16 protein-coding genes and 1 tRNA gene are annotated in these 20,615 nt (G+C 71.2%); 8 read left to right on the plus strand and 9 right to left on the minus strand.

Annotation, left to right across the window (positions count from 1 at the left end; genetic code table 11):
• Positions 1 to 7: 7 nt before the first annotated feature.
• Complete coding sequence (locus ACFSL2_RS12515; RefSeq protein ID WP_377198177.1) at positions 8 to 2,275, plus strand: xanthine dehydrogenase family protein molybdopterin-binding subunit; 2,268 nt, start codon at positions 8 to 10, stop codon at positions 2,273 to 2,275.
• A 24-nt stretch (positions 2,276 to 2,299) separates the two neighbouring features.
• Here ACFSL2_RS12515 and ACFSL2_RS12520 read toward each other — a convergent pair whose 3' ends face one another.
• Positions 2,300 to 2,728, minus strand: a complete 429-nt coding sequence (locus ACFSL2_RS12520) for a MarR family winged helix-turn-helix transcriptional regulator (RefSeq protein ID WP_377198178.1) — start codon at positions 2,726 to 2,728, stop codon at positions 2,300 to 2,302.
• A 109-nt stretch (positions 2,729 to 2,837) separates the two neighbouring features.
• Between ACFSL2_RS12520 and ACFSL2_RS12525 the strand changes: the two genes are divergently transcribed.
• On the plus strand, positions 2,838 to 3,752 hold the full coding sequence (locus tag ACFSL2_RS12525; protein WP_377198179.1) for an alpha/beta hydrolase: 915 nt from the start codon (positions 2,838 to 2,840) through the stop codon (positions 3,750 to 3,752).
• Between the two features lie 5 nt (positions 3,753 to 3,757).
• On the opposite strand, the gene ACFSL2_RS12530 is transcribed toward ACFSL2_RS12525, so the two are convergent.
• Positions 3,758 to 4,939, minus strand: coding sequence for an oxygenase MpaB family protein (locus ACFSL2_RS12530; protein ID WP_377198180.1), 1,182 nt, complete (start codon positions 4,937 to 4,939; stop codon positions 3,758 to 3,760).
• Positions 4,940 to 5,182: 243 nt separating this feature from the next.
• On the opposite strand from ACFSL2_RS12530, the gene ACFSL2_RS12535 reads away from it, so the two are divergent.
• Positions 5,183 to 6,382 carry an IS481 family transposase gene (locus ACFSL2_RS12535; protein ID WP_377198181.1) on the plus strand — a complete coding sequence of 400 codons (1,200 nt, stop codon included), beginning with the start codon at positions 5,183 to 5,185 and terminating at the stop codon, positions 6,380 to 6,382.
• 63 nt (positions 6,383 to 6,445) lie between these two features.
• On the opposite strand, the gene ACFSL2_RS12540 is transcribed toward ACFSL2_RS12535, so the two are convergent.
• Positions 6,446 to 6,519 (minus strand) — tRNA-Met (locus tag ACFSL2_RS12540).
• A gap of 111 nt (positions 6,520 to 6,630) precedes the next feature.
• Between ACFSL2_RS12540 and ACFSL2_RS12545 the strand changes: the two genes are divergently transcribed.
• Positions 6,631 to 7,446: a nicotianamine synthase family protein gene (locus ACFSL2_RS12545; protein ID WP_377198182.1), complete on the plus strand. Its 816-nt coding sequence runs from the start codon at positions 6,631 to 6,633 to the stop codon at positions 7,444 to 7,446.
• Between the two features lie 109 nt (positions 7,447 to 7,555).
• Here ACFSL2_RS12545 and ACFSL2_RS12550 read toward each other — a convergent pair whose 3' ends face one another.
• Together ACFSL2_RS12550 and ACFSL2_RS12555 are read right to left on the minus strand one after the other, a co-directional pair.
• Positions 7,556 to 10,582, minus strand: a complete 3,027-nt coding sequence (locus tag ACFSL2_RS12550) for a UPF0182 family membrane protein (RefSeq protein ID WP_377198183.1) — start codon at positions 10,580 to 10,582, stop codon at positions 7,556 to 7,558.
• A gap of 133 nt (positions 10,583 to 10,715) precedes the next feature.
• Complete coding sequence (locus ACFSL2_RS12555) at positions 10,716 to 11,816, minus strand: YlbL family protein (protein ID WP_377200819.1); 1,101 nt, start codon at positions 11,814 to 11,816, stop codon at positions 10,716 to 10,718.
• Positions 11,817 to 11,989: 173 nt separating this feature from the next.
• Between ACFSL2_RS12555 and ACFSL2_RS12560 the strand changes: the two genes are divergently transcribed.
• Positions 11,990 to 12,544 carry a SprT-like domain-containing protein gene (locus ACFSL2_RS12560; protein WP_377198184.1) on the plus strand — a complete coding sequence of 185 codons (555 nt, stop codon included), beginning with the start codon at positions 11,990 to 11,992 and terminating at the stop codon, positions 12,542 to 12,544.
• A 25-nt stretch (positions 12,545 to 12,569) separates the two neighbouring features.
• On the opposite strand, the gene ACFSL2_RS12565 is transcribed toward ACFSL2_RS12560, so the two are convergent.
• Positions 12,570 to 14,033: a zinc-dependent metalloprotease gene (locus ACFSL2_RS12565; protein ID WP_377198185.1), complete on the minus strand. Its 1,464-nt coding sequence runs from the start codon at positions 14,031 to 14,033 to the stop codon at positions 12,570 to 12,572.
• Between the two features lie 152 nt (positions 14,034 to 14,185).
• Between ACFSL2_RS12565 and ACFSL2_RS12570 the strand changes: the two genes are divergently transcribed.
• Positions 14,186 to 15,241, plus strand: a complete 1,056-nt coding sequence (locus ACFSL2_RS12570; RefSeq protein WP_377198186.1) for a ThiF family adenylyltransferase — start codon at positions 14,186 to 14,188, stop codon at positions 15,239 to 15,241.
• 93 nt (positions 15,242 to 15,334) lie between these two features.
• Here the strand turns inward: ACFSL2_RS12570 and ACFSL2_RS12575 are convergent, their stop codons facing one another.
• Together ACFSL2_RS12575 and ACFSL2_RS12580 are read right to left on the minus strand one after the other, a co-directional pair.
• Positions 15,335 to 15,700, minus strand: a complete 366-nt coding sequence (locus ACFSL2_RS12575; protein WP_377198187.1) for a WhiB family transcriptional regulator — start codon at positions 15,698 to 15,700, stop codon at positions 15,335 to 15,337.
• A gap of 564 nt (positions 15,701 to 16,264) precedes the next feature.
• Positions 16,265 to 18,298 carry an ATP-dependent helicase gene (locus ACFSL2_RS12580; protein ID WP_377198188.1) on the minus strand — a complete coding sequence of 678 codons (2,034 nt, stop codon included), beginning with the start codon at positions 18,296 to 18,298 and terminating at the stop codon, positions 16,265 to 16,267.
• Between the two features lie 88 nt (positions 18,299 to 18,386).
• Between ACFSL2_RS12580 and ACFSL2_RS12585 the strand changes: the two genes are divergently transcribed.
• Positions 18,387 to 18,656, plus strand: coding sequence for a mycoredoxin (locus ACFSL2_RS12585; RefSeq protein WP_377198189.1), 270 nt, complete (start codon positions 18,387 to 18,389; stop codon positions 18,654 to 18,656).
• Between the two features lie 12 nt (positions 18,657 to 18,668).
• Here the strand turns inward: ACFSL2_RS12585 and nudC are convergent, their stop codons facing one another.
• Complete coding sequence (gene nudC / locus ACFSL2_RS12590; protein ID WP_377198190.1) at positions 18,669 to 19,562, minus strand: NAD(+) diphosphatase; 894 nt, start codon at positions 19,560 to 19,562, stop codon at positions 18,669 to 18,671.
• A 115-nt stretch (positions 19,563 to 19,677) separates the two neighbouring features.
• Between nudC and ACFSL2_RS12595 the strand changes: the two genes are divergently transcribed.
• Positions 19,678 to 20,598: a macrolide 2'-phosphotransferase gene (locus tag ACFSL2_RS12595; RefSeq protein WP_377198191.1), complete on the plus strand. Its 921-nt coding sequence runs from the start codon at positions 19,678 to 19,680 to the stop codon at positions 20,596 to 20,598.
• Positions 20,599 to 20,615: the final 17 nt, after the last annotated feature.

Below are 20,615 nucleotides of genomic sequence, written 5' to 3' on the forward strand. Positions count from 1 at the left end.
AGTCACGATGCCCCGTTCCCCCGTAGGACGCGAGACCGACCGCATCGACGGCAGACTGAAGGTCACCGGCGCCGCTGAGTACTCCGGTGACTACCGGGCCCCCCGCCTGGCGCACGCGCACCTCGTCACCAGCACCATCGCCCGGGGCAAGGTCACCGGCTTCGACACGGCGGCCGCGTTCGCCTCACCGGGCGTGCTGCGCGTGCACACCGCGCCGGACAACCCGCTGAGGCTGTACGAGACCACCGGCCAGGCCGCCGCCTTCGCTGAGAACTACATCCCGCTGAAGAGCGAGGCGGTCCACTTTCACGGCCAGGCCATCGCGATGGTGGTCGCCGAGACCCCCGAGCAGGCACGCGACGCCGCCGCGCTCGTCACCGCCACCTACGACGTGCAGCAGCCCCGCACGTCCGTCACGGACGAGCCGCGCGTGCCGGCCGGCCCCGCCATCAGCGGCGCCCCGAGCAGCCTCACCGTCCTGGCCCCCGGCGTCGAGACCATCGACGCAGCGCTCGCCGCCAGCGACGTCGTCGTGGAGGCGGAGTTCCGCCAGAACGTGCAGCACCACGCCGCGATGGAGCCGCACGCGGTCCTCGCCGACTGGGAGGGCGACGACCGGGTGACCGTCCACGCCGGCGCGCAGATCCCCGCGGCGTACGCGCTCGGCATGGCGCAGCGGCTCGGCATACCGGCCCCCAACGTCCGGCTGATCACCAAGCACGTGGGCGGCGGGTTCGGCGCCCGCGTGGTCCTGTGGAGCGACGCCCCGCTCGCCGCCGCGGCGGCCCGCGAGCTCGGCCGGCCGGTTCGGCTGGTCCTCACCCGGGAGCAGATGTTCACCCTGACGGGCCACCGTTCGCACCTGACGCAGTCGGTCCGGCTGGGCGCCTCCCGGGACGGGGTCCTCAACGCGGTCAGTCACCGGAGCGTCGCCGAGCGGCCGACCACCATGTCGTTCACGATGACTCCCGCCCACTCGATGTCGGACGCGCTCTACCGCACGCCGAACCTGCACGTCGACGCGCAGCTGGCCGTCCTCGACATCCCCGGGAGCCGGGCGATGCGCGGCCCCAACGAGGCCCCCGGGGGTTTCGCCCTGGAGACTGCGATGGACGAGCTGGCCATCGCCACCGGCGTCGACCCCGTGGAGCTGCGGCTGCGCAACTACGCCACCACCAGCCCGTCCACGAACCTGCCCTGGTCGAGCAAGCACCTGGACGAGTGCTACCGCGTCGGGGCGGAACGCTTCGGCTGGTCAGGCCGCAGCGCCACGCCCCGCTCCCGGGTCGACGGGCAGTGGCTCTACGGCACAGGCATGGCCACCGCCATCTACCCGGCCGCCCGCCGGGAGGGGTTCGCCGTCGAGGTCCAACTGCGCGACGACGACACCGCGGTGGTGTCCACCGGCGCGTCGGACCTCGGCACCGGAGGGCGGACCGTGGTGGCCATCTCCGGCGCCGACGCCCTGGGCATCCCCATGAAGCGGATCACCCCGAAGATCGGTGACACGTACCTGCCCCCGGGCGCCCCCGCGGTGGGCTCCAGCAACACGCACGCGACCGTACCGCTGGTCGTGGACGCCGCCCGGAATGTCATCGCCGAGCTCAAGCGGGTCGCCGTCACGGAGAACGGGTCCCCCTGGCAGGGGGCGGACGCCTCGGACCTGCGCTACGAGCGCGGCATCCTGCACGGGCTCGGCCGGTCGATGACCTTCGGCCGCCTGCTGGCCGCCGTCGGGTCGCCGGGCATCACCATGCGGTCGTCACCGATGGGCGCCCCCATCCCGGGATACGTACACCACAGCTTCGGTGCGCACTTCTGCGAGGTCCGGGTCAACCGGTTCACCGGCGAGGCCCGGGTCACCCGGTTCACCACCGTCGCCGACGTCGGCCGCGTCATCAACGCCAAGGCCGCCCGAAGCCAGCTCGTCGGCGGTGTCATCTTCGGCATCGGGCACGCCCTCCTGGAGGAGAACCACCTGGAGCTCGCCACCGGACGCCTGGCGAACAGCACGCTGGCCGACTACCTCGTGCCCGTGCACGCCGACATCCCCGACATCGACATCCACATGCTCGACCGGCCCGACCCCCTGCTCACCGGGCCGCTCGGCGACGGCAGCGAGGACGTCGGCACGCAGAGCCTCGGTGCCCGAGGACTGGGCGAGATCGGCACCGTCGGCTCGGCGGCCGCGGTCGGCAACGCCGTCCACAACGCCACCGGCATCCGGGTGCACGACACCCCCATCACTCCCGACAAGTTGTTCGAGCACCTGTAGACGGCGACGCGCAGGACCCGTCGGTCACGACGCCGGCTGCGGCGCGGGTTCGAGCAAGGCCAGCAGGATCCGCTGGAGCTCGGTGCGGTCGCGAGGAGCGATCAGCGCCAGCCTCCGGTCGAACTCCTCCGCGAGAGCGGCGAGCGCGCGGTCCCGCGCCGCCGCGCCGTCGGAGGTCAGCACGAGGCGGTGCCGCCGCAGATCGGCGTCGTCGATCTCGCGTCGCATGAATCCCTTGGCGACGAGGTTGCGCACATAGACGGTCACGCTGGCCTTCGGGATCACGAGCGCCGTCGCCAGCTCCGCCGGGTACGGCGAGGCCGCTACCTCGGCGAGCACGAAGAACTCCTTCGTCTCCAGACCGAGGTCAGCCAGCTCGGCGCTGCAGGCGTCCAGCACGACGGTCAGCAGGCGATGGTTCAGCGTCCACAGCTGTGCGGCGTCAACGGACACACGAGCCCCTTCCTCAGGATGGTACGGTTCTGTACTAGTTCAGCGCTGAACTAGTATCCATTTCGAACTTGCTGACTACCGAACGAATCCTACGTGAAGGGCGCCACAGATGCTTCAACACCTCACCATCCCGCGCGGGCCGATCGAGCTCGCGGCGGACCTCCACCTGCCCGACGTCGGGGGCGAGGCAGCGCCGCTGCGCGCCGTGGTGCTCTCGACGCCGGGCAGCAGCGTGAAGGAGCAGATCGGCGGGAACTACGCCTCCCGCCTCGCGGCAAGGGGCATCGCCGCGCTCGTGTTCGACCCCGCCCACCAGGGCCGGAGCGGCGGCGAACCGCGCGACCTCGAGGACCCGTACCGCCGCGGCGAGGACATCTCCGTCGCGATCGACGCGCTCAGCACGGTCCCCGGCATCGACCCGGACCGCATCGGCGTTCTCGGCATCTGCGCCGGTGGGAGCTACGCGGTACACACGGCCCGCACCGACCACCGCATCAAGGCGGTCGGCACGGTCGTCCCGAGCGACATCGGCACCGCCTTCCGCGCCTTCCAGCCGGACGGCCCGGCGGCCGCGCTCGACGCCATGACCGACGCCCGGACCGACGAGACCCGCACCGGGGAGCTGACCCGCGAGAACTGGCTGCCCGACACGCTGGAGGAGGCGGCCGCTGCCGGCATCACCGACATCGACACGATCCAGGCCGTCACGTACTACCGGACCGAGCGTGGCCGCAGCGAGCACTCGACGAACCGCCGCCTCTCTCGCGGCGACCCGCTGCTCCTCGGCTACGACGCGTACCACCTGGTCGACCAGCTCATGACCCAGCCCCTGCAGGTCATCCTGGCCGGACGCATCGGCAGCACCGGCTCCTACGAGTCCGGCTTGCGGCTCTGGAAGCTGGCACCCGACCCGGTCGACCTCATGGTGATCGAGGGCGCCGGCCACTACGAGATGTACGACGAGCCCGAGTACGTCGACGCCGCCGTCGAACGGCTGGCCGCCTTCTACTCAGAGCGCCTGTAGGCGACTCACGAGGCCGCGACGTCGTCCTGGTAGGCGGCACTGGCGCCGCCGAGGGCTGCGATGACGCCGTGGAACGCACGGGTGCCGTCCTCGACGGCCTCCTGCACGGCCCCGGGAACCTGCAGCTGGTAGCGACGTGCCTTCGCCTCCCCCACCGCGAGCAGCGGTAGCACGGCCGAGACGGGCGACTCCTCGATGCCGAGCGCAGGGGCGGCCTCGCCGTGGTATCGGCCGGCCAGGGCGTTCAGCAGGTCGCGCCAGCCCGACGCGTTCAACGGCGACTGCGGCACAGCGGCGAGGTTGGTGGTTGCCGCGTCGAACAGCGCACCGACGAGCGCCCTGCTGTTCTCGTCCGGCGCGGCGGACGTCGAGTCGAGCAGATCGAGGAGCTCGCCGGCCTGCTCGTGGTCCTCGATGCCGAGGAAGAACTTCTCGTCCAGGCCCAGCAGGTGACCCACGTACCACCAGTAGCGGTACAGGCGGGACTGTTCGTCCGCGGTCAGCCGGTAGCCGACGCCCTCCAGGAACCTGAACGGCACCACGGTGAAGTCCAGCCAGGTGCGCGCGACGTCGGCCTGGTTGATCGGTACGCCCCACGTGTCGGCGTCCCAGCCGTGCGCCATGGCCGACGCCCGCACGCGCGCGTGCAGCAGCCGGACCTGCACGGTCTGCACATACCCCGGAGCGCCGCGCCGCAGACCGCCGGGCAGGACGGCCGAGGCGTTCCACAGCCCGGTCTCGGCCAGTCGGCGTGGCGCCGTCGAGGTCAGCCGGCCGGTACCGACGAGCAGCCTCGCGATCGCCGGCGACCTGTAGGTGTGGGCGAGCGACCCTCCCGCAAAGGCCAGGCCGCGCCAGTGCGGCGGCACGGCGAGCGACGTCCGGTCCCCGTCGTCCAGCAGCTCGGGCGAGAACCAGCCAGGCACGGCCTCGACCTGGGCGAGCAGCGCGTCGATGCCCGGCGGGACGTCCGGAACCCTCGCCCGCCCCTCGGCGAGACCCCGTTGGAGCGCGGCGCGGGCGGACCGGCCGAGCTCGTCGAACTCGACGATGACGGTGTCGGCGAGAGGGTCCCCCTCGTGGAGCGCCTGCAGCATGGCGTCGACGCGGACGCCGTGGCGGTCTCGGGCAGCCGCGAGATTGACGGCCCGCTCGGGCACTGACGACACATTCTTCGAAGCGGTCATGATGCAATCCAAGCCGCCTCGGAGGAGGCCATCCACGGCCTCCTGATCCCCCTCTCAGACCATGGGACGCTCGGGGCGGCGGAGCCCTCCGGGAAAGGCGAAGGCCCGGAACCAAATGGTTCCGGGCCTTCGTTTTGTAGCGGGGGTAGTGTGTGATCTCAGGACATCGGAATGGGGTGTCTCGGGTCATCGGAATAGGCCTGTCTCAAGACATCGGCATCCCGCGGCCGGTACACCCCGGTCATGTCCATCAGGAAGCTCGTGATCACGGCCGTGCTGGCCGGTTCGTCGCAGTCCGAGACCGCCCGCCGCTACGGCGTCTCGCAGGGCTGGGTCTCACGACTCATGGCCCGCTACGCGGCCGAGGGTGACGCCGCCTTCGAGACCCGGTCGCGCCGACCGCACACCACACCCAGCGCGACCCCGCCCGCTGTCGTCGACGAGATCCTGCGACTACGCAAGCGTCTGACCGAGCAGGGCCTGGACGCCGGCGCCGACACGATCGTGTGGCACCTGACCCACCACCACCAGACCACCGTCTCCCGGGCCACCGTCCACCGGATCCTGACCCGCGAAGGCACCATCACCCCCGAACCCAGGAAACGCCCCCGGTCCTCCTACCTCCGATTCCAGGCCGACCAGCCGAACGAGACCTGGCAGTCCGACTTCACCCACTACCGGCTCACCCGACCCGACGGCACTCCCGGCACCGACGCCGAGATCATCACCTGGCTGGACGACCACTCCCGCTACGTGCTGCACGCCAGCGCTCACCAGCGCGTCACCGCACCCGTCGTGCTGCACACGTTCCGCAAGGCCTGTGAGCAGCACGGACACCCCGCTTCGGTGCTGACCGACAACGGCATGGTCTACACCGTCCGCTACGCCGGCGGCCGCGGTGGACGCAACCACCTCCAGCACGAGCTACGCCGCCTGAACATCGTCCAGAAGAACGGCCGCCCGAACCACCCCACCACCCAGGGCAAGGTCGAACGCTTCCAGCAGACGATGAAGAAATGGCTCCGCGCCCAGCCGATCCAGCCGACGACGACCACAGAGCTGCAAACACTGATCGACACCTTCGTCGACGAGTACAACCACCGGCGCCCACACCGGTCACTGCCGCACCGCCAGACCCCGGCCACCGCCTACCAGGCCCGCCCGAAGGCGACCCCGAACACCGACCGCACCACCGATACCCACGACCGCGTCCGCCACGACCGCGTCTCGACCGCCGGAACCATCACCCTGCGCCACAACGGCACGCTCTACCGGATCGGGATCGGCAAGACCTACGCCCGAACCTACGTCCTGGCCTTGGTCCAGGACCTCGACATCCGGATCATCAACGCAGCCACCGGTGAAATCCTCCGCGACCTCACACTCGACCCGACCCGGATCTACCAGGGCACCGGCCGACCACCCGGCCCTACCCGGAAATGACGAATGGCCTGAACCTACGATTCGTAGGTTCAGGCCATTCCGATGTCCTGCGACATCACATTGTAGCGGGGGTAGGATTTGAACCTACGACCTCTGGGTTATGAGCCCAGCGAGCTACCGAACTGCTCCACCCCGCGGCGGTAACCACTACTTTACGCACGCCCCGTGGCCGAGCGCAAACCAGGTCGGGCGGTAGAGACGCAGGTCACAAGCGATCGAACCGATCCGGCCGTGGAACGATCATCTCCATGACGACGGAGCTGAGCGATACCACCCTGACCGCCGACCGGATCGTCCACCTCACCGATCGGCTTGCCGCACTGCCCCACCTGCGGCCCGGCCCCCGCACCGACGCACTCTTCGGCGAGCTGGTGCAGGCGGTCCTCTCGGCACCCGACCGCCAGGCTCGCGAGATCCTGGCGCACCCCGAGGTCGACGGGCGCAGGAGCACCATCCGCGACCTCTCCGCGCGTGGCGAGACCGCGCTCGAGCACGACTGGGCCGAGCACATCGCCACGGCATCCGACTCCGGCGCCGCGCTGGCTTCCTTTCCCTACCTCGACAACTACGACCGGCTCACGGCCCTGGAGGCACGTCTCCTGGTCCACGCCGGCGGTACGCCGACGTCGGTCGCCGTGGTCGGCTGCGGACCGCTGCCGCTGACCGCCCTGGGATACGCCAGCACGCTCGGCTGTGCCGTCGTCGGCCTGGACCGGGACCCGATGGCGGTCACCCTCGCCCGACGCGTCACCGAGCGGGTGGGGCCCACCACGGTCCGGTTCGAGCAGGCCGACGCCGCCGACGCCGACCTCACGGGATACGGCGTGGTGGTCCTCGCGGCACTGGTGGGTGAGACGCCGTCGGCGAAGGCCGCGATCCTGCGTCAGGTGGCCGGCGCCATGCGCCCTGGCGCGGTGCTGCTCGCCCGCAGTGCCCGCGGCCTGCGCACCCTCCTGTACCCGCCGGTGGACCTGGCCTCGATGCCAGGTTTCGAGGTCCTGGAGGTGGTGCACCCCACCGACGACGTCATCAACTCGGTGGTGGTGGCCCGCAGGCACGGCTGAGCGAGCGGCGGTCCACCGAAGCGCGGAACGACGAAGGGCTCCCCGGTGCGTATCCACCGGGGAGCCCTTCGTCAGCGGCGCGCCGCACGCTCGGCGCGCGGCGGGAGAACTACCCCGCCGAGCCGCCCTGCGCCTGCTCGGCCGCTATCGCGTCCTCCAGCGCCTGCTGGAGGCGGTCCTGCGCCTCACCGTAGGCGGCCCAGTCGCCCTCACGCTGGGCGGCGTTGGCGTCCTCCATGGCGGTGGCCGCCTCCTGCAGCGCGGCGTCCAGCGCCGTGGAGCCCGTGCCCGGCTCCTCGGTCGCCTCGTCGGTGGGCTGACCGGACGGCTCACCGGTCGGTTCGGCCGTCGGCTCAGCACCCGGTTCGCCGGTGGGCGGGGCGATCGGCGCTTCGTCCTCGGCCGTGCCCGCGTCGCTGGCCTCGACCCCCGAGTCACCTTCGAACACCTGGTCCAGCGCCTCGTCGAGCGTGTCGGCGAAGCCGATGTTGTCACCGAAGGCCACCAGCACCTTGCGCAGGAGCGGGAACTGCGTGCCACCGGTCGACTGGATGTACACCGGCTGCACGTACAGCAGACCGCCACCGATCGGCAGGGTGAGCTGGTTGCCGCGCCGCACCGTGGATGCGCCGATCTGCAGGATGTTCAGCTGCTCGGAGATCGTCGGGTTGGAGTCGAAGTTGTTCTGCACCTGGCCAGGGCCGGGCACCGTCGTATCTCGTGGCAGCTCCAGCAGGCGTAGCTTGCCGTAGTCCTCGGCCACCTCGCCGTCCTTGTCGCCGGCATCCGCGTCCGCGGCGAGGAAGCCGGTGAGCACCTCACGGTCCGTGTTACCGCCCGGGATGAAGGTGGACGTCAACGAGAACGCCGAATCCTCCTGCCCCGGCATCTGCAGCGTCAGGTAGTACGGCGGCTGCAGCGGCGGCGGCGCCTGGTCCGAGGTGGGGTCGGTCGGGTTGTTCCAGAAGTCCTGGCCCGAGAAGAACTCGGAGGAGTCCGTCACGTGGTACTGGCTGAGCAGGGTGCGCTGGACCTTGAACAGGTCCTCCGGGTAGCGCACGTGGCTCATCAGGTCGCCCGAGATCTCCTCCATCGGCTTGACCGACGTCGGGAAGACGTTGGTCCAGGCCTTGAGGATCGGGTCCTCGGCGTCCCACGCGTACAGGTCGACCGAACCGTCGTAGGCGTCGACGGTGGCCTTCACCGAGTTGCGGATGTAGTTGACCTCTTCGGGCAGCTCGATGGGTGCACCCGCCTGCTGGGTCAGCGTGTCCGCCACCGCCTCGTCGAGCGGCGTCGATGCCGAGTACGGGTAGGCGTCCGTCGTCGTGTACGCGTCGACGATCCACTTCACGCGACCGTCCACGACCGCCGGGTAGACCTTGTTGTCCAGCGTCAGCCACGGTGCGACCTTGCTGACGCGCTGCTGCGGGTCCCGGTCGTACAGGATCTGCGACTCGCTCGTCACGCGGTCGGAGAACAGGAGCTGCTCCTCACCGAACTTCAGCGCGTACAGGAGCTTGCTCCCGAACGTACCGACGCTCGGCCCGGCGTCACCGGTGAAGGTCGTGTTGACCTGGCCACCGTTCTCCTGGTCGTCGGCCTGGTAGTCGAGCTCCCACGCCCTGGTGCCCTCGGGCGCCCCCACGATCGAGTACGTCTGCGTGCTCGGGCTGAAGTAGATGCGCGGCTCGTACCCGTCCTCGAGCTCGCTGATGGCGCCCTCGGACGGGATGCCACCCTCGAAGAACGCCGGGCGTCCGTCCGGACCCGTCTGCTCACCGAACGCGGCAACGACCCCGTAGCCGTGCGTGTACACGGTGTGGTCGTTGACCCAGTTGCGCTGGTCCTGGCCCAGACCGTCGAGGTTCAGCTCGCGCACCGCGATCACGGTGTCGCGGGACTCGCCGTCGATCTCGTAGCGGTCGACCGACAGCGAGTCGTCGAAGTTGTAGTACTGCTTGTTCTGCTGCAGCTGGCGGAACGACGGCGACACGATCTGCGGGTCCAGCAGGCGGATCGACGCGGCGGTCTCGGCGTCCGACCGCAGAGCGCCTTCCTGCGCCTCGGTCGTGGCGTCGTACTGTTCCTTCTCGACGTCGTCGATGCCGAACGCCGACAAGGTCGCGTCGATGTTGCGCTGGATGAACTCGCTCTCCAGCTCCTGCGCGTTCGGGTTCACCTGGAAGCGCTGCACGACCGCGGGGTAGATGCCGCCGATCGCGATGGCGGAGACGACCATGAGCCCGACGCCGATGGCCGGCAGCCGCCAGTCGCCACGGAAGGCCGTGACGATGAACAGCGCGGCGACGAAGATCGCGACGACCGTGAGGATGCCCTTGGCGGGGATCACGGCGTGGACGTCGGCGTAGGAGGCGCCGTCGAACCGGTCGCCGGTGTTCGTCAGGAGCGAGTACCGGTCCAGCCAATAGTTCGCGGCGATCAGCAGCAGGCCCACCGCGCCGACGACGGCCAGGTGGATGCGCGCGGCGGGGGTGGTGCGCGGCCCGCCCGCTGCCGCGGGGCCGACCCGGAGACCGCCGTACAGGTAGTGCGTGACGAGCCCGGCGATGCCGGCGATCACGACGACCGAGATGAGGAAGCCGACCGTGAACCGCAGCATGGGCAGCGTGAAGACGAAGAACCCGAGGTCCATGTTGAACTCGGGATCGGTCTGGCCGAAGGACTCACCGTTGATCGCGAGCAGCACGGTGCGCCACTGCGCCGACGCCGCGACGCCCGCGAAGAAGCCGACGAGCAGCGGTGCGGCGATCATCACGACCCGGCGCAGCGGCTCGACCGCCTCGCGGTACTGGTCGAGCGTCGCCTGTTCCGGCGTGCTCGGCGCGTACACGGGCCGAGACCGGTAGGCAGCGGTGAACGACCAGAACACGGCTCCGGCCATGATCAGGAAGCCGGCGGTGAACAGTGCGGCACGCGTGCCCCACTCCGTCCAGATCACTCGGGAGAACCCGAGCTGACTGAACCACATCACCTCGGTCCAGAACTGGGCTAGGAGAAGCAGTGCTGCGATCACGATGGCGACCGCGACTACCGCCACCCCCAGCGGACTGCGTCGTCGGGCTCGAGGGGCGCCGCCGCCGGAAGGGCGACGAGGTGCTGCGGCGAAGGACACGACTGCGTTACCTCACGTCATCAAATGGTTGGGCCGTACCAAGAGGGAACGGCCAGGCTCTGCTCAAGGTTCCCAGCACAAGGTTCCCACATCCTCCAGATGTGCAACACACGGTCAATGGCACGCCGGGCGGTCAGGAGCAGGTCGGGAGGTCGCCGCCCTCGCCGCGCCCGATCTGCTCGACGGCGTCGCGGGCCTCGGCCAGCGTCGCCACCCGCACCACGTTCAGACCGTCGGGCACGTTGCCGACCACCTGCGGACAGTTGTCCGCCGGGGCCAGGAACCAGTCGGCCTCGTCCCGCACGGCCCCGTACAGCTTCTGCTCGATGCCGCCGATGGGGCCCACCGTGCCCTCGGGGCTCATGGTCCCCGTGCCCGCGACGACCTCGCCGTTCGCCTCGTCCTCCGGCGTCAGCTTGTCGATGATGCCGAGCGCGAACATGGTGCCGGCGCTCGGTCCGCCGATGTTCTCGATCTCGATCGACACGTCCACGGGGAAGTCGTAGTGCGGGTCGATGAAGACGCCCAGCACGGCGCGCTCCCCGTTGCCCGTGGTGGTGATGTCGACGTCCATCGTGCGGTCACCGCGCCGTACGCCCAGCGTCACGTCGTCACCAGGGCTCGTGTCCGCGAGCCCGTCGATGAGGTCCGCGTAGGTGCCGACGGGACCGCCCTGGAACTCCGTGATGACGTCGCCCTCGTCGAGCTTGCCGTCGGCGCCGGAGCCCGGTTCCGTGCCGGCGACGTCCAGCACGGCCGGCACGTCGTAGCCGAGCTCGGTCAGTGCCGCCGCCGTGGCCGACTCCTGCGACGACACCATCTCGGCCTGGCTCACCTCCTGCTGCTGCTCCTTCGTGACCGCCTCGGGGAAGATCGCCTCCACCGGGAGCACGGAGCGCTGCGGGTCGAGCCAGCCCTGGATCACCTGCCCGGACAGCATCGGGTAGCCGGGCCCGCCCAGCACGGACACCGTGGTCAGGCGGAGCTCGCCCGTCGACTCGTAGGTCCGGGCCCCGTCGATCTGGATCAGGTTGCGCTGCAGCGTGTCCTCGGTGGGTCCGGGCGAGCGCATCGCGTAGGGCGTGGGCACCACCAGCGCCACGGCGGCGAGCACGGCCGTCGCCAGCAGGGAGACGCCCAGCGTCACGGTGCGGCGCGTAATCGGTGCGACCGCGGCCGGCGCATCGCCGAAGGGCGAGGGCTCGGGCTGCGGGGCGTGCTGGTGGTCGCGCATATCGGTCACCGGCCCATCATTCCTCACTTGGCTGGAGGTTCCGTGTGAGCAGCCCGACGACGACGTGGGTGCCTGCTCGTACCAGGCCAAGCAGTACGCCGTCGGGCAAAGAATTTCCACTTGAACGGTGTGTTAGAGCCCACGTGACGCCGATAACACGCTACGGTCATTCCGTGGCCCACGACGCCCTGACGTCCGTGGAGGTGCGCCGGAGCCGCCGTCGCACCGCCACGGTGAGCGCATATCGCGACGGTGGACGAACCATCGTCGCGATTCCCGCGCGCTTCTCTCGGGCTCAGGAACGAGAGTGGGTGGCGAAGATGGTCGCGCGGCTCGAGGACAAGGAGCGGCGCCGCCGCCCGTCCGACCAAGAGCTGATGGACCGGGCCCTCGAGCTCTCGGTCAAATACCTCGACGGGCGAGCCAAGCCGTCCAGCGTGCGCTGGTCGTCGAACCAGGGACGGCGCTGGGGCTCGTGCACTCTCCTCGACGGTTCCATCCGGATCTCGACCCGGGTCCAGGGCATGCCGTCCTGGGTGCTCGACTACGTGCTGCTGCACGAGCTCGCGCACCTGCTCCACGCGGGGCACGGCCCGGAGTTCTGGAAGATCCTCGAGGTCTACCCCAGGACCGACCGGGCACGTGGCTTCCTGGAGGGTGCTTCCTTCGCCCAGGACGACCCCGGCCAGATCACCTCCGACGACGGCGACGATGACGACGGAGGCTGAGGCAGGCGACGCCTGAGGCGGGAGGTTACCTGGACTCGCCGGGACCGTCCGTGGGCCGCTCGTCCGTCGGCTCGTCGCCGGTGGACGCGTCGCTGTCGGTCTCGTCCTCGCCGAAGATCTCCTTGAGCGCCGCGTCGACGTCGGCGTGCTCGTTCTCCGCGGCCTCGCGGCGTACCAGGTAACCCGACGGGTCGTCGAGATCCTGGGTGCCCGGCAGCAGGTCGGGGTGGTCCCACACGGCGTCGCGGCCCTCGGAACCCTGTGCGCGCGCCACGATCGAGAACAGGCTCGCCGCGTCGCGCGACCGCCGGGGCCGCAGCTCCAGCCCGACCAGCGTCGAGAACGTCTGCTCGGCCGGCCCGCCGGCAGCGCGCCGGCGCCGGATCATCTCCCGCAGCGGGACGGCGTGCGGCAGGTGCGGGAGGGTGGCGACGGCACTGACCTCGTCGACCCAGCCCTCCACCAGGGCGAGCGTGGTCTCCAGGTTGAGCAGCACGGACTTCTGCTCGTCCGTGTTCTGGAGCCCGAACACGCCACCCGACAGGGCGCTGCGCAGCGCGTCGGAGTCGGCGAGGTCGATGTCGCGCACCTGTGACTCGAGCGCGTCCAGGTCGATGGTGATGCCGCGCGCGTAGCGCTCGACGATCGACAGCAGGTGCGACCGCAGCCACGGGACGTGGGTGAACAGCCGGGCGTGCGCGGACTCGCGGACCGCGAGGAACTGCCGGACCTCCTCGATGGGCGCGTCCAGGCCTTCCGCGAAGGCGGCCACGTTGGTGGGCAGCAGCACGGTGTCGGGGCTGTCCAGCAGCGGCAGGCCGACGTCGGTGGCGCCGAACACCTCGTGCGAGAGCGTGCCCGCGGCCTGGCCGACCTGCATGCCGAACACCGCGGAACCGAGCCGGCGCATCATCTGCGCCGGGTCGATCGAGCCGCCGAGCCCGTGCAGCACGCCCGCCGGCATCCCGGGGATCGCCTCCCCGTCGTCGACACCCTCGGGTAGCTGGTCGCGCAGCACGGTGGCCAACGCCTCCGAGACGGAGGAAGCCACGGGCGCCGCCAGCTCGTTCCACACCGGCAGGGTGGCCTCGACCCACTCGGACCGGTTCCAGGCCCGCCTGGTCCCGCCCGCGGGCGGGAGGTCGGTGACCGCGTCGAGCCAGAGCTCAGCCACGGCCAGCGCGTCGGTGGCCTCCTTGGCCTGCTTGCCGGTCAGGGACGGGTCGCCCTCGCTCACGGCCACCTGCCGCGCGACGTCGTGCGCGACGTCCGCGTTGACCGGTCCGGTGCCCTCGGCCGAGAGCATCTTCTGCACCTGGGCCAGCGCGTACTGCATCATCACCGGGTCGGGCGGTCCGCCGAGAGCGGTCGGGTCGATGCCGCGCTCTCGCATCTCGGCCATCACTTCGTCTGCGCCGTCGCCGAGCATGGAGCGCAGCATCTCCTCCCACGACTGGGGAGTATCGCCGGGCTGGTGCTGGTCGCTCATAGAGTCACCGTAACCGGATCGGCAAGATCTACGCCGTCCATTTGGCTCTGGGCGCACACGGGAACTTCCGGCTCTTTCGATGCTTTGGATATACCTCTGGAACTGTGGACGACCCCCGGGGGCGACCGGCGCCGTCGGGCATCGTTGGGGGCATGAAGCCCCCTCCCCTCCTGCGGCTCCGGCCGGGCACGCCGGTGCTCAGCCGCGGCGGCGGCCAGATCCAGTGCGGGTCCGACCCGCGCTGGTCGTTCGTGCTGTCGGGGCTCGCACCCGCCGAGGAGGCGTGGCTCGAAGAGATCGCGGCCCGCCGGCACGTGACGGTCGAGCAGTCGGCCGCCCGGTGCGGGGTGCCCGCCGAGCGACGGGACGAGATCATGACCGCTCTGTTCCGGGCGGGCGTACTGGTGCCGGTGCCCGGGGCCGTCGGAGCGGTGACCGCGCCGGCCGACGGAGCGGCGGACGCGACGGTGCTCGGCATGCTGCGGAGCGACGGCGCGGGCCTCGCGACGCTGGCTGACCGCGCGCGACGGCTGGTCGGGGTGGTCGGTCTCGGTCGGCTGGGGACCACCGTCGCGCTGCACCTGGCGACGGCGGGCGTCGGCGGGCTGCTGCTTCACGACCCGCTGCCGGTACAGGTCACCGACGTCGGGCTGGGCGGGCTGCGCACCGCGGACGTGGGGCAGGCGCGGGACGAGGCGGTGCGATCGCTGCTCACGGAGCGCGCGCCGCGCGTGGTCGTGCGGGTGGACGACAGCGGGGCGGGCGGCATGGGACTGGACCCGACGGCCCTCGACGCCGTGGTGGTCACCGAGCCGCATGCCGCGCACCCGGCGCGGTACCGGCGGCTGCTCGGCCTCGGGGTGCCGCACCTGCCGGTGGTGGTGCGCGAGGCGGACGTGGTCGTGGGGCCGTTCGTCCGGCCCGGGCGGTCGGCATGCGTGACCTGCGTGGACCTGGCCCATGCCGATGCGGACCGCGAGTGGCCGGCTCTGGCCACCCAGCTGCGCAAGACGGCGGAGCCGACGCACGAGGCGACGCTCGCCGCGGTCGCAGCGGCGACGGCCGCCGGCCAGGTGCTCGCCCAGCTGGACGGGCACCGGCCGGCGGCCGTCGGTGCTTGCCTGGAGATCTCTCTCCCGGCGGGGCTCCCCCGAGCTCGGCCGGCGGAACCGCACCCGCGCTGCGGGTGCGTGGTCCTACCAGCCTGACCCACGCCGGATATGCCGGGTGCTGTCAGACGCTCAGGTCACTCTGGTGACCCGAGCGTCTGGCACGTCGACCGGTTCCGGCGGGTGCCGGGGTCAGGCCGCAGCGACGTTCTCCGACTTGCGCGGCCGACCGCGGCCACGCTTGCGAGCAACCACGGCGCCGTCGACGAAGACCTCGCCGCCCCAGACGCCCCAGGGCTCGTTGCGCTCGAGGGCACCGGCGAGGCAGCCCTGCTGCAGGGGGCAGGTGCGGCACAGGGCCTTGGCCTGCTCCACCTGCGTGCTGTGCTCGGCGAACCACAGCTCCGGGTCGTTGGTACGGCACGGGAGCAGTGTGTCCATCAGCCGGTTGAACTCCGCCGAGTCCGAACCGGTCCCGCTCGTGGCGGGGTGTTGAGGCGGGTCCCAGGGGCCCGAGCCGCCCTGGGGGAGTGTGTCGAGGAGCGCAGTGAGGCGCACGGTTGTCTCCTGTGTCCTGTAAGGATGAACGTTTCGTCGGTGAACGTCTGGGGGAACAGGACCCCGGGCTAGATCTCTGCCGGCCGGCCCGGTAGGGCCGGATCTCTCCGGGCAAAAATGAAGGCCGCGGGTCCTAGATGGACTCCGCGGCCTGGATGACTCGGTCGTTAGACCGGCGAGTCTCCTGGAGATGCGGAGTCGGGTGCGAGAGCGGACGGCTTGCTGCCTCCGCGGTGAGTGCGCGCGCGGAAGGACAGAGCTGCGCAGGTTGCCGGGACGTGCTTGTTGCCGAGCACGTACGTGCACACCTGCAGATCCGTCTGCGAAATCTGGTTCATCTCCAAGACACCCACCTCCTCACTCGAATCCGGGCCAGACCTTTCGGTCTTGCCCACTGCCGTCAGGGACATGTGAACACTATGCCGGGCTGCCGGGGCAGGCCAACTCTTTTTCCAAACTTTCTTGAGAAGTTTTTCGGACCGCCGGGGACGACCCGTCGAACGGCCGTCCCCGGGCGGCTCGGAACGCCCGAAAGTTCCCTCGCGCGCCCGCCCACCGGACCGTTCAGGAGCCCGGTGCGGTGGGTGCGCTCGCCACGATCGCGAGGATCGTGGCGCCGTACCTGTCGATCTTCGCCGGTCCGATCCCGTCCACGCGAGCGAGTTCGGCGATGGCCGAAGGTCGGATCTCCGCGATGGCCGCCAGCGTGGCGTCGGTGAGCACCGTGTAGGCCGGCTTGTCCGTCTCCCGGGCGACCTCGAGACGCCACTCACGCAGGGCGTCGAAGAGCGCCGCGTCGTGCACACCGGTCAGGTGCTCGCGAGCGCTGCCCTTGGGCGCGCCGCGGGTGCGCGGCGCGCGCGGCGCACGCGTCTCGTCCGGCCAGAGCCCGTCGAGGAAGCGGGTGCGCTTGCGCGTCGCGCGGCCGCCCGGGTTGCGCGCCCGCCCGAAGGACACCTCCAGGTGCACCCGGGCACGCGTGATCCCCACGTAGAGCAGCCGGCGCTCCTCGTGCACGGCCGCGTCGCTCTCGGCCAGCGAGATGGGCATGAGCCCCTCGCTCATGCCGGCGAGGAAGACGGCGTCCCACTCCAGCCCCTTCGCGGCGTGCAGCGAGGCGAGCGTGACGCCCTCGACCGTCGGCGCGTGCTGTGCGGCGGCGCGCTCGTCGAGCTCGGCCACGAGGCCGGCGATCGTCGCCGGGTTCTCCGGCGGCGCCGCGGCAGCCAGGTCGTCGGCGAGCGAGACGAGCGCCTGCATGGCGTCCCAGCGCTCCCGGGCGGCACCACGTGCCGCGGGCGCCCGGTCGGCCCAGCCGGCGGCCGCGAGCACGTCGCGCACCTGATCGGGCATCGACAGCGCGGGATCGGCCGAACGGGCGGCGCCACGCAGCAGCACTATCGCGTCGCGCACCTCCTTGCGCTGGAAGAACCGCTGCCCGCCGCGCACGAGGTAGCCCACACCGGCGTCGGCGAACGCTGCCTCGAAGGCCTCCGACTGGGAGTTGGTGCGGTACAGCACCGCGATCTCGCTCGGCTTCACGCCCGACTGGATGAGCCGCGCGGCCCGGGTGGCGACGCCCTTCGCCTCGGCCTCGTCGTCGTCGTAGGCCGTGAAGGCGGCCGGCGGCCCGGGTTCCCGCTGCGCGACGAGCTCCAGCGCCTGGTGTGCGCCGCCGGCGCGGCCCGCGCGTTTGAGCACCTCGTTGGCAAGGTTCACCACCTGGGGTGTCGAGCGGTAGTCACGCACCAGACGGATCTCCTGCGCCTCCGGGTAGGTGAGCCGGAACTCGAGGAGGTGACGCGGCGAAGCACCCGTGAAGGAGTAGATGGTCTGCGACGGGTCGCCCACGACGCACAGCTCCTTGCGCCCGCCGACCCACTGGTCGAGCAGGAACTGCTGCAGCGGGGAGACGTCCTGGTACTCGTCCACGACGAAGCGCCGGTACTGCGAACGGACCTCGTCCGCCACGTTCTTGTGGCTGTTCAGCATGTCCCCGAGCATGAGGAGCACGTCCTCGAAGTCGATGACCTCGCGCTCAGTCTTCACGTCCTCGTACGCCGTGATGAGGCGCGACACCGTCTGGGGGTCGTAGCCCGATGGCCCCTCCCGCCCGGTCGCGAGCGCCGCCTTCTCGTAGTCGTCCGCCGTGATCAGCGAGACCTTGGCCCACTCGACCTCGCTGCTCAGGTCGCGGACGGCCACGCGGTCGACGCTGAGGCCGAGCCGCCGAGCCGCCTCCGCGATGATCGGCGCCTTGTGCTCCAGCAGCCGGGGCGGGGCGCCGCCCACGACGCGCGGCCAGAAGTACCCGAGCTGGCGCAGCGCCGCGGCGTGGAACGTGCGTGCCTGTACGCCCTGGACGCCGAGCTCCCGCAGGCGGGTGCGCATCTCCCCCGCCGCGCGCGCCGTGAACGTCACGGCCAGCACGCTGGTGGGCTGGTAGGCACCGATGCGGACGCCGTACGCGATGCGGTGCGTGATCGCGCGTGTCTTGCCCGTACCCGCTCCCGCCAGGACCACCACCGGTCCGTTGAGCGCGAGGGCCACCTCGCGCTGCTCCGGGTCGAGTGCGGCGAGGATCGCGTCGGGGCTCATCGGTCCAGGATGATTCGAACCGGCGGCGGAGTTGGTCTGGGTGAGCATCGTCTGCGATTCTCGCAGCAACCACTGACAAGGAGTACAGATGTCCGAGACGACCGCACCGATCCCCGAGGACGGCACCGTCCTGATGTACTCGACGACCTGGTGCGGGTACTGCCGCCGGCTGGGCACGCAGCTCGACTCGGCGGGCATCGGCTACACGGTGATCGACATCGAGCAGGATTCCGAGGCGGCCGCCTACGTGGAGCAGGTCAACGGGGGCAACCAGACGGTACCCACCGTGGTCTTCCCGGACGGCTCGGCGACCACCAACCCGAGCCTCGCCGCCGTGCGGCTCGCGCTGGCGAACTGACCGACGGCGCCGTCAGTCCTCCAGACGGCCGCCGAACCAGTCCTCGATCAGCGAGCGGGCGATCGAGGAGCGGCCCGGTAGGCCGAGGTCGCCATCGGCCACCGCCGTGGCCACCTCGTCGCGGGTGAACCAGTCCGCCTCGGCGATCTCGTCCTCCTGCCGCACCAGCCGGGTGGTGGTCGCGCGGGCGCGAAACCCGACCATGAGCGACGCGGGCAGCGGCCAGGGCTGGCTGCCGCGGTACTCGACCGAGTCGGGGTCGACGACGACGGCGACCTCCTCCATGGTCTCGCGCACCACTGCCTGCTCGAGCCCTTCCCCCGGCTCGACGAAACCAGCCAGCACCGAGCGACGACCCGGGGCCCACTGCGCCCCGCGGGCCAGGAGCAGGCGGTCGTCGGGATCGGTGACCGCCATGATCACCGCGGGATCGGTCCGCGGGAACTGGTTCGTGCCGTCCGCCGGGCAGTGCCGTACCCAGCCGCCCTGCGTCACCGCCGTCCTCGTGCCGCATCGCGGGCAGTGGGTGTGCACGGCGTGCCACTGCGACAGGGCGATGGCCTCGACGACCAGCCCGTGCGCCAGGTCGGGCGCGTCGAGGGTGCGCAGCCCCGCCCAGTCGACGTCGAGGCCGGGCTCCGCCTCGGCGTCGGCGAGGACTGCCGCGAGGTAGGCGACACCGTCGGCCTCCCCGAGAAAGAGGTGCGTGCCGACGGCGAGGTGCGCGACGTCGTCGGGCGCGAACAGGGCCGCCTCCTGTCCGGCCATCGCCGCTCGGTTCCCCCGCACCACCAGCACGCGGGTGCCGGGCTCCTTCAGGAGGTCGTCGACGAGTCCGGGCTCGGCGCGTCGGTGCGCGGCGCGGTAGTGGGCGGCACGGGCGAACGGGAGATCGACGACTGGCACAGGACCGACAGTAGTCGCGAGCGCGGCGTGACGGGCCTCACCTCGTCCGTGCAGGAGCGGGGACACACCACCGCGCTGTGCCATGGCACCACGAACACTGCAATACGGTGAGCACGTGTCCCGCACGCCCCTCGCCCTCGCCGCCCTCTCGACCGCCGCCGTGCCTGGTCTCGACGCCCAGTCGGTGCGCGTCGGCGACCTCGCCGGCGACTACGACGTCGCCGTCGTCACGGGCCAGGACGACCAGGAATGGGTGGTGCGCGCGCCACGTACCACGGTGGCCGGCGCGGCCCTGGAGGCCGAGATCGAGCTGCTCGACGCGCTCCGGCTGTACATCGACACGGGCGTTCTCCCGTTCGTCGTACCGCAGGTCGCCGGGTACGCCCTGCTGCCGGAGGGCGGCCGGGCGGTGGTGCACCGGCGGATCATCGGCAGCAACCTGGACGTCGAGGCGCTGGAGCCGGGTCCGGGCCTGGCCGCCGACCTGGGCCGGGCCATCGCCGCCATCCACGAGCTGCCGATCTCCGTCGTCGAGACCTGCGGCCTGCCCAGCTACACGGCCACCGAGTACCGCGAGCGGCGGCTCACCGAGGTGGACGAGGCCGCGCGGACCGGCCGGGTGCCACCCACCCTGCTGCGCCGCTGGGAGACGGCACTCGAGGACGTGTCCCTGTGGAAGTTCAAGCCCGTCGTCGCCCACGGCGACCTGGCGCCGGACCAGCTGCTCGTGGACCGGCAGCGTGTCGTGGCGGTCTCGGGCTGGTCGGAGGCCCGCGTCGCCGACCCCGCCGACGACCTCGCCTGGCTCCTCGCCGCGGCCCCGATCGAGGCGGTCGACTCGATCATGGAGGCCTACCAGCTGCGCCGCACCGAGCTGAGCGACGCACGCCTCGCGGAGCGCGCGATGCTCGTGGGCGAGCTGGCGCTTGCACGATGGTTGCTGCACGGCGTGCGGCACCGGCTGCCCGAGGTGGTCGAGGACGCGACATCGATGCTGGAGGACCTGGACGAGGCGACCCTCGCCGAGGGCGCGTAGCGGTCGCCCCCGCGTGG

Origin of the sequence: Promicromonospora aerolata, from assembly GCF_042682255.1 — a bacterium.
GTDB classification, from domain to species: Bacteria; Actinomycetota; Actinomycetes; order Actinomycetales; family Cellulomonadaceae; genus Promicromonospora; species Promicromonospora aerolata.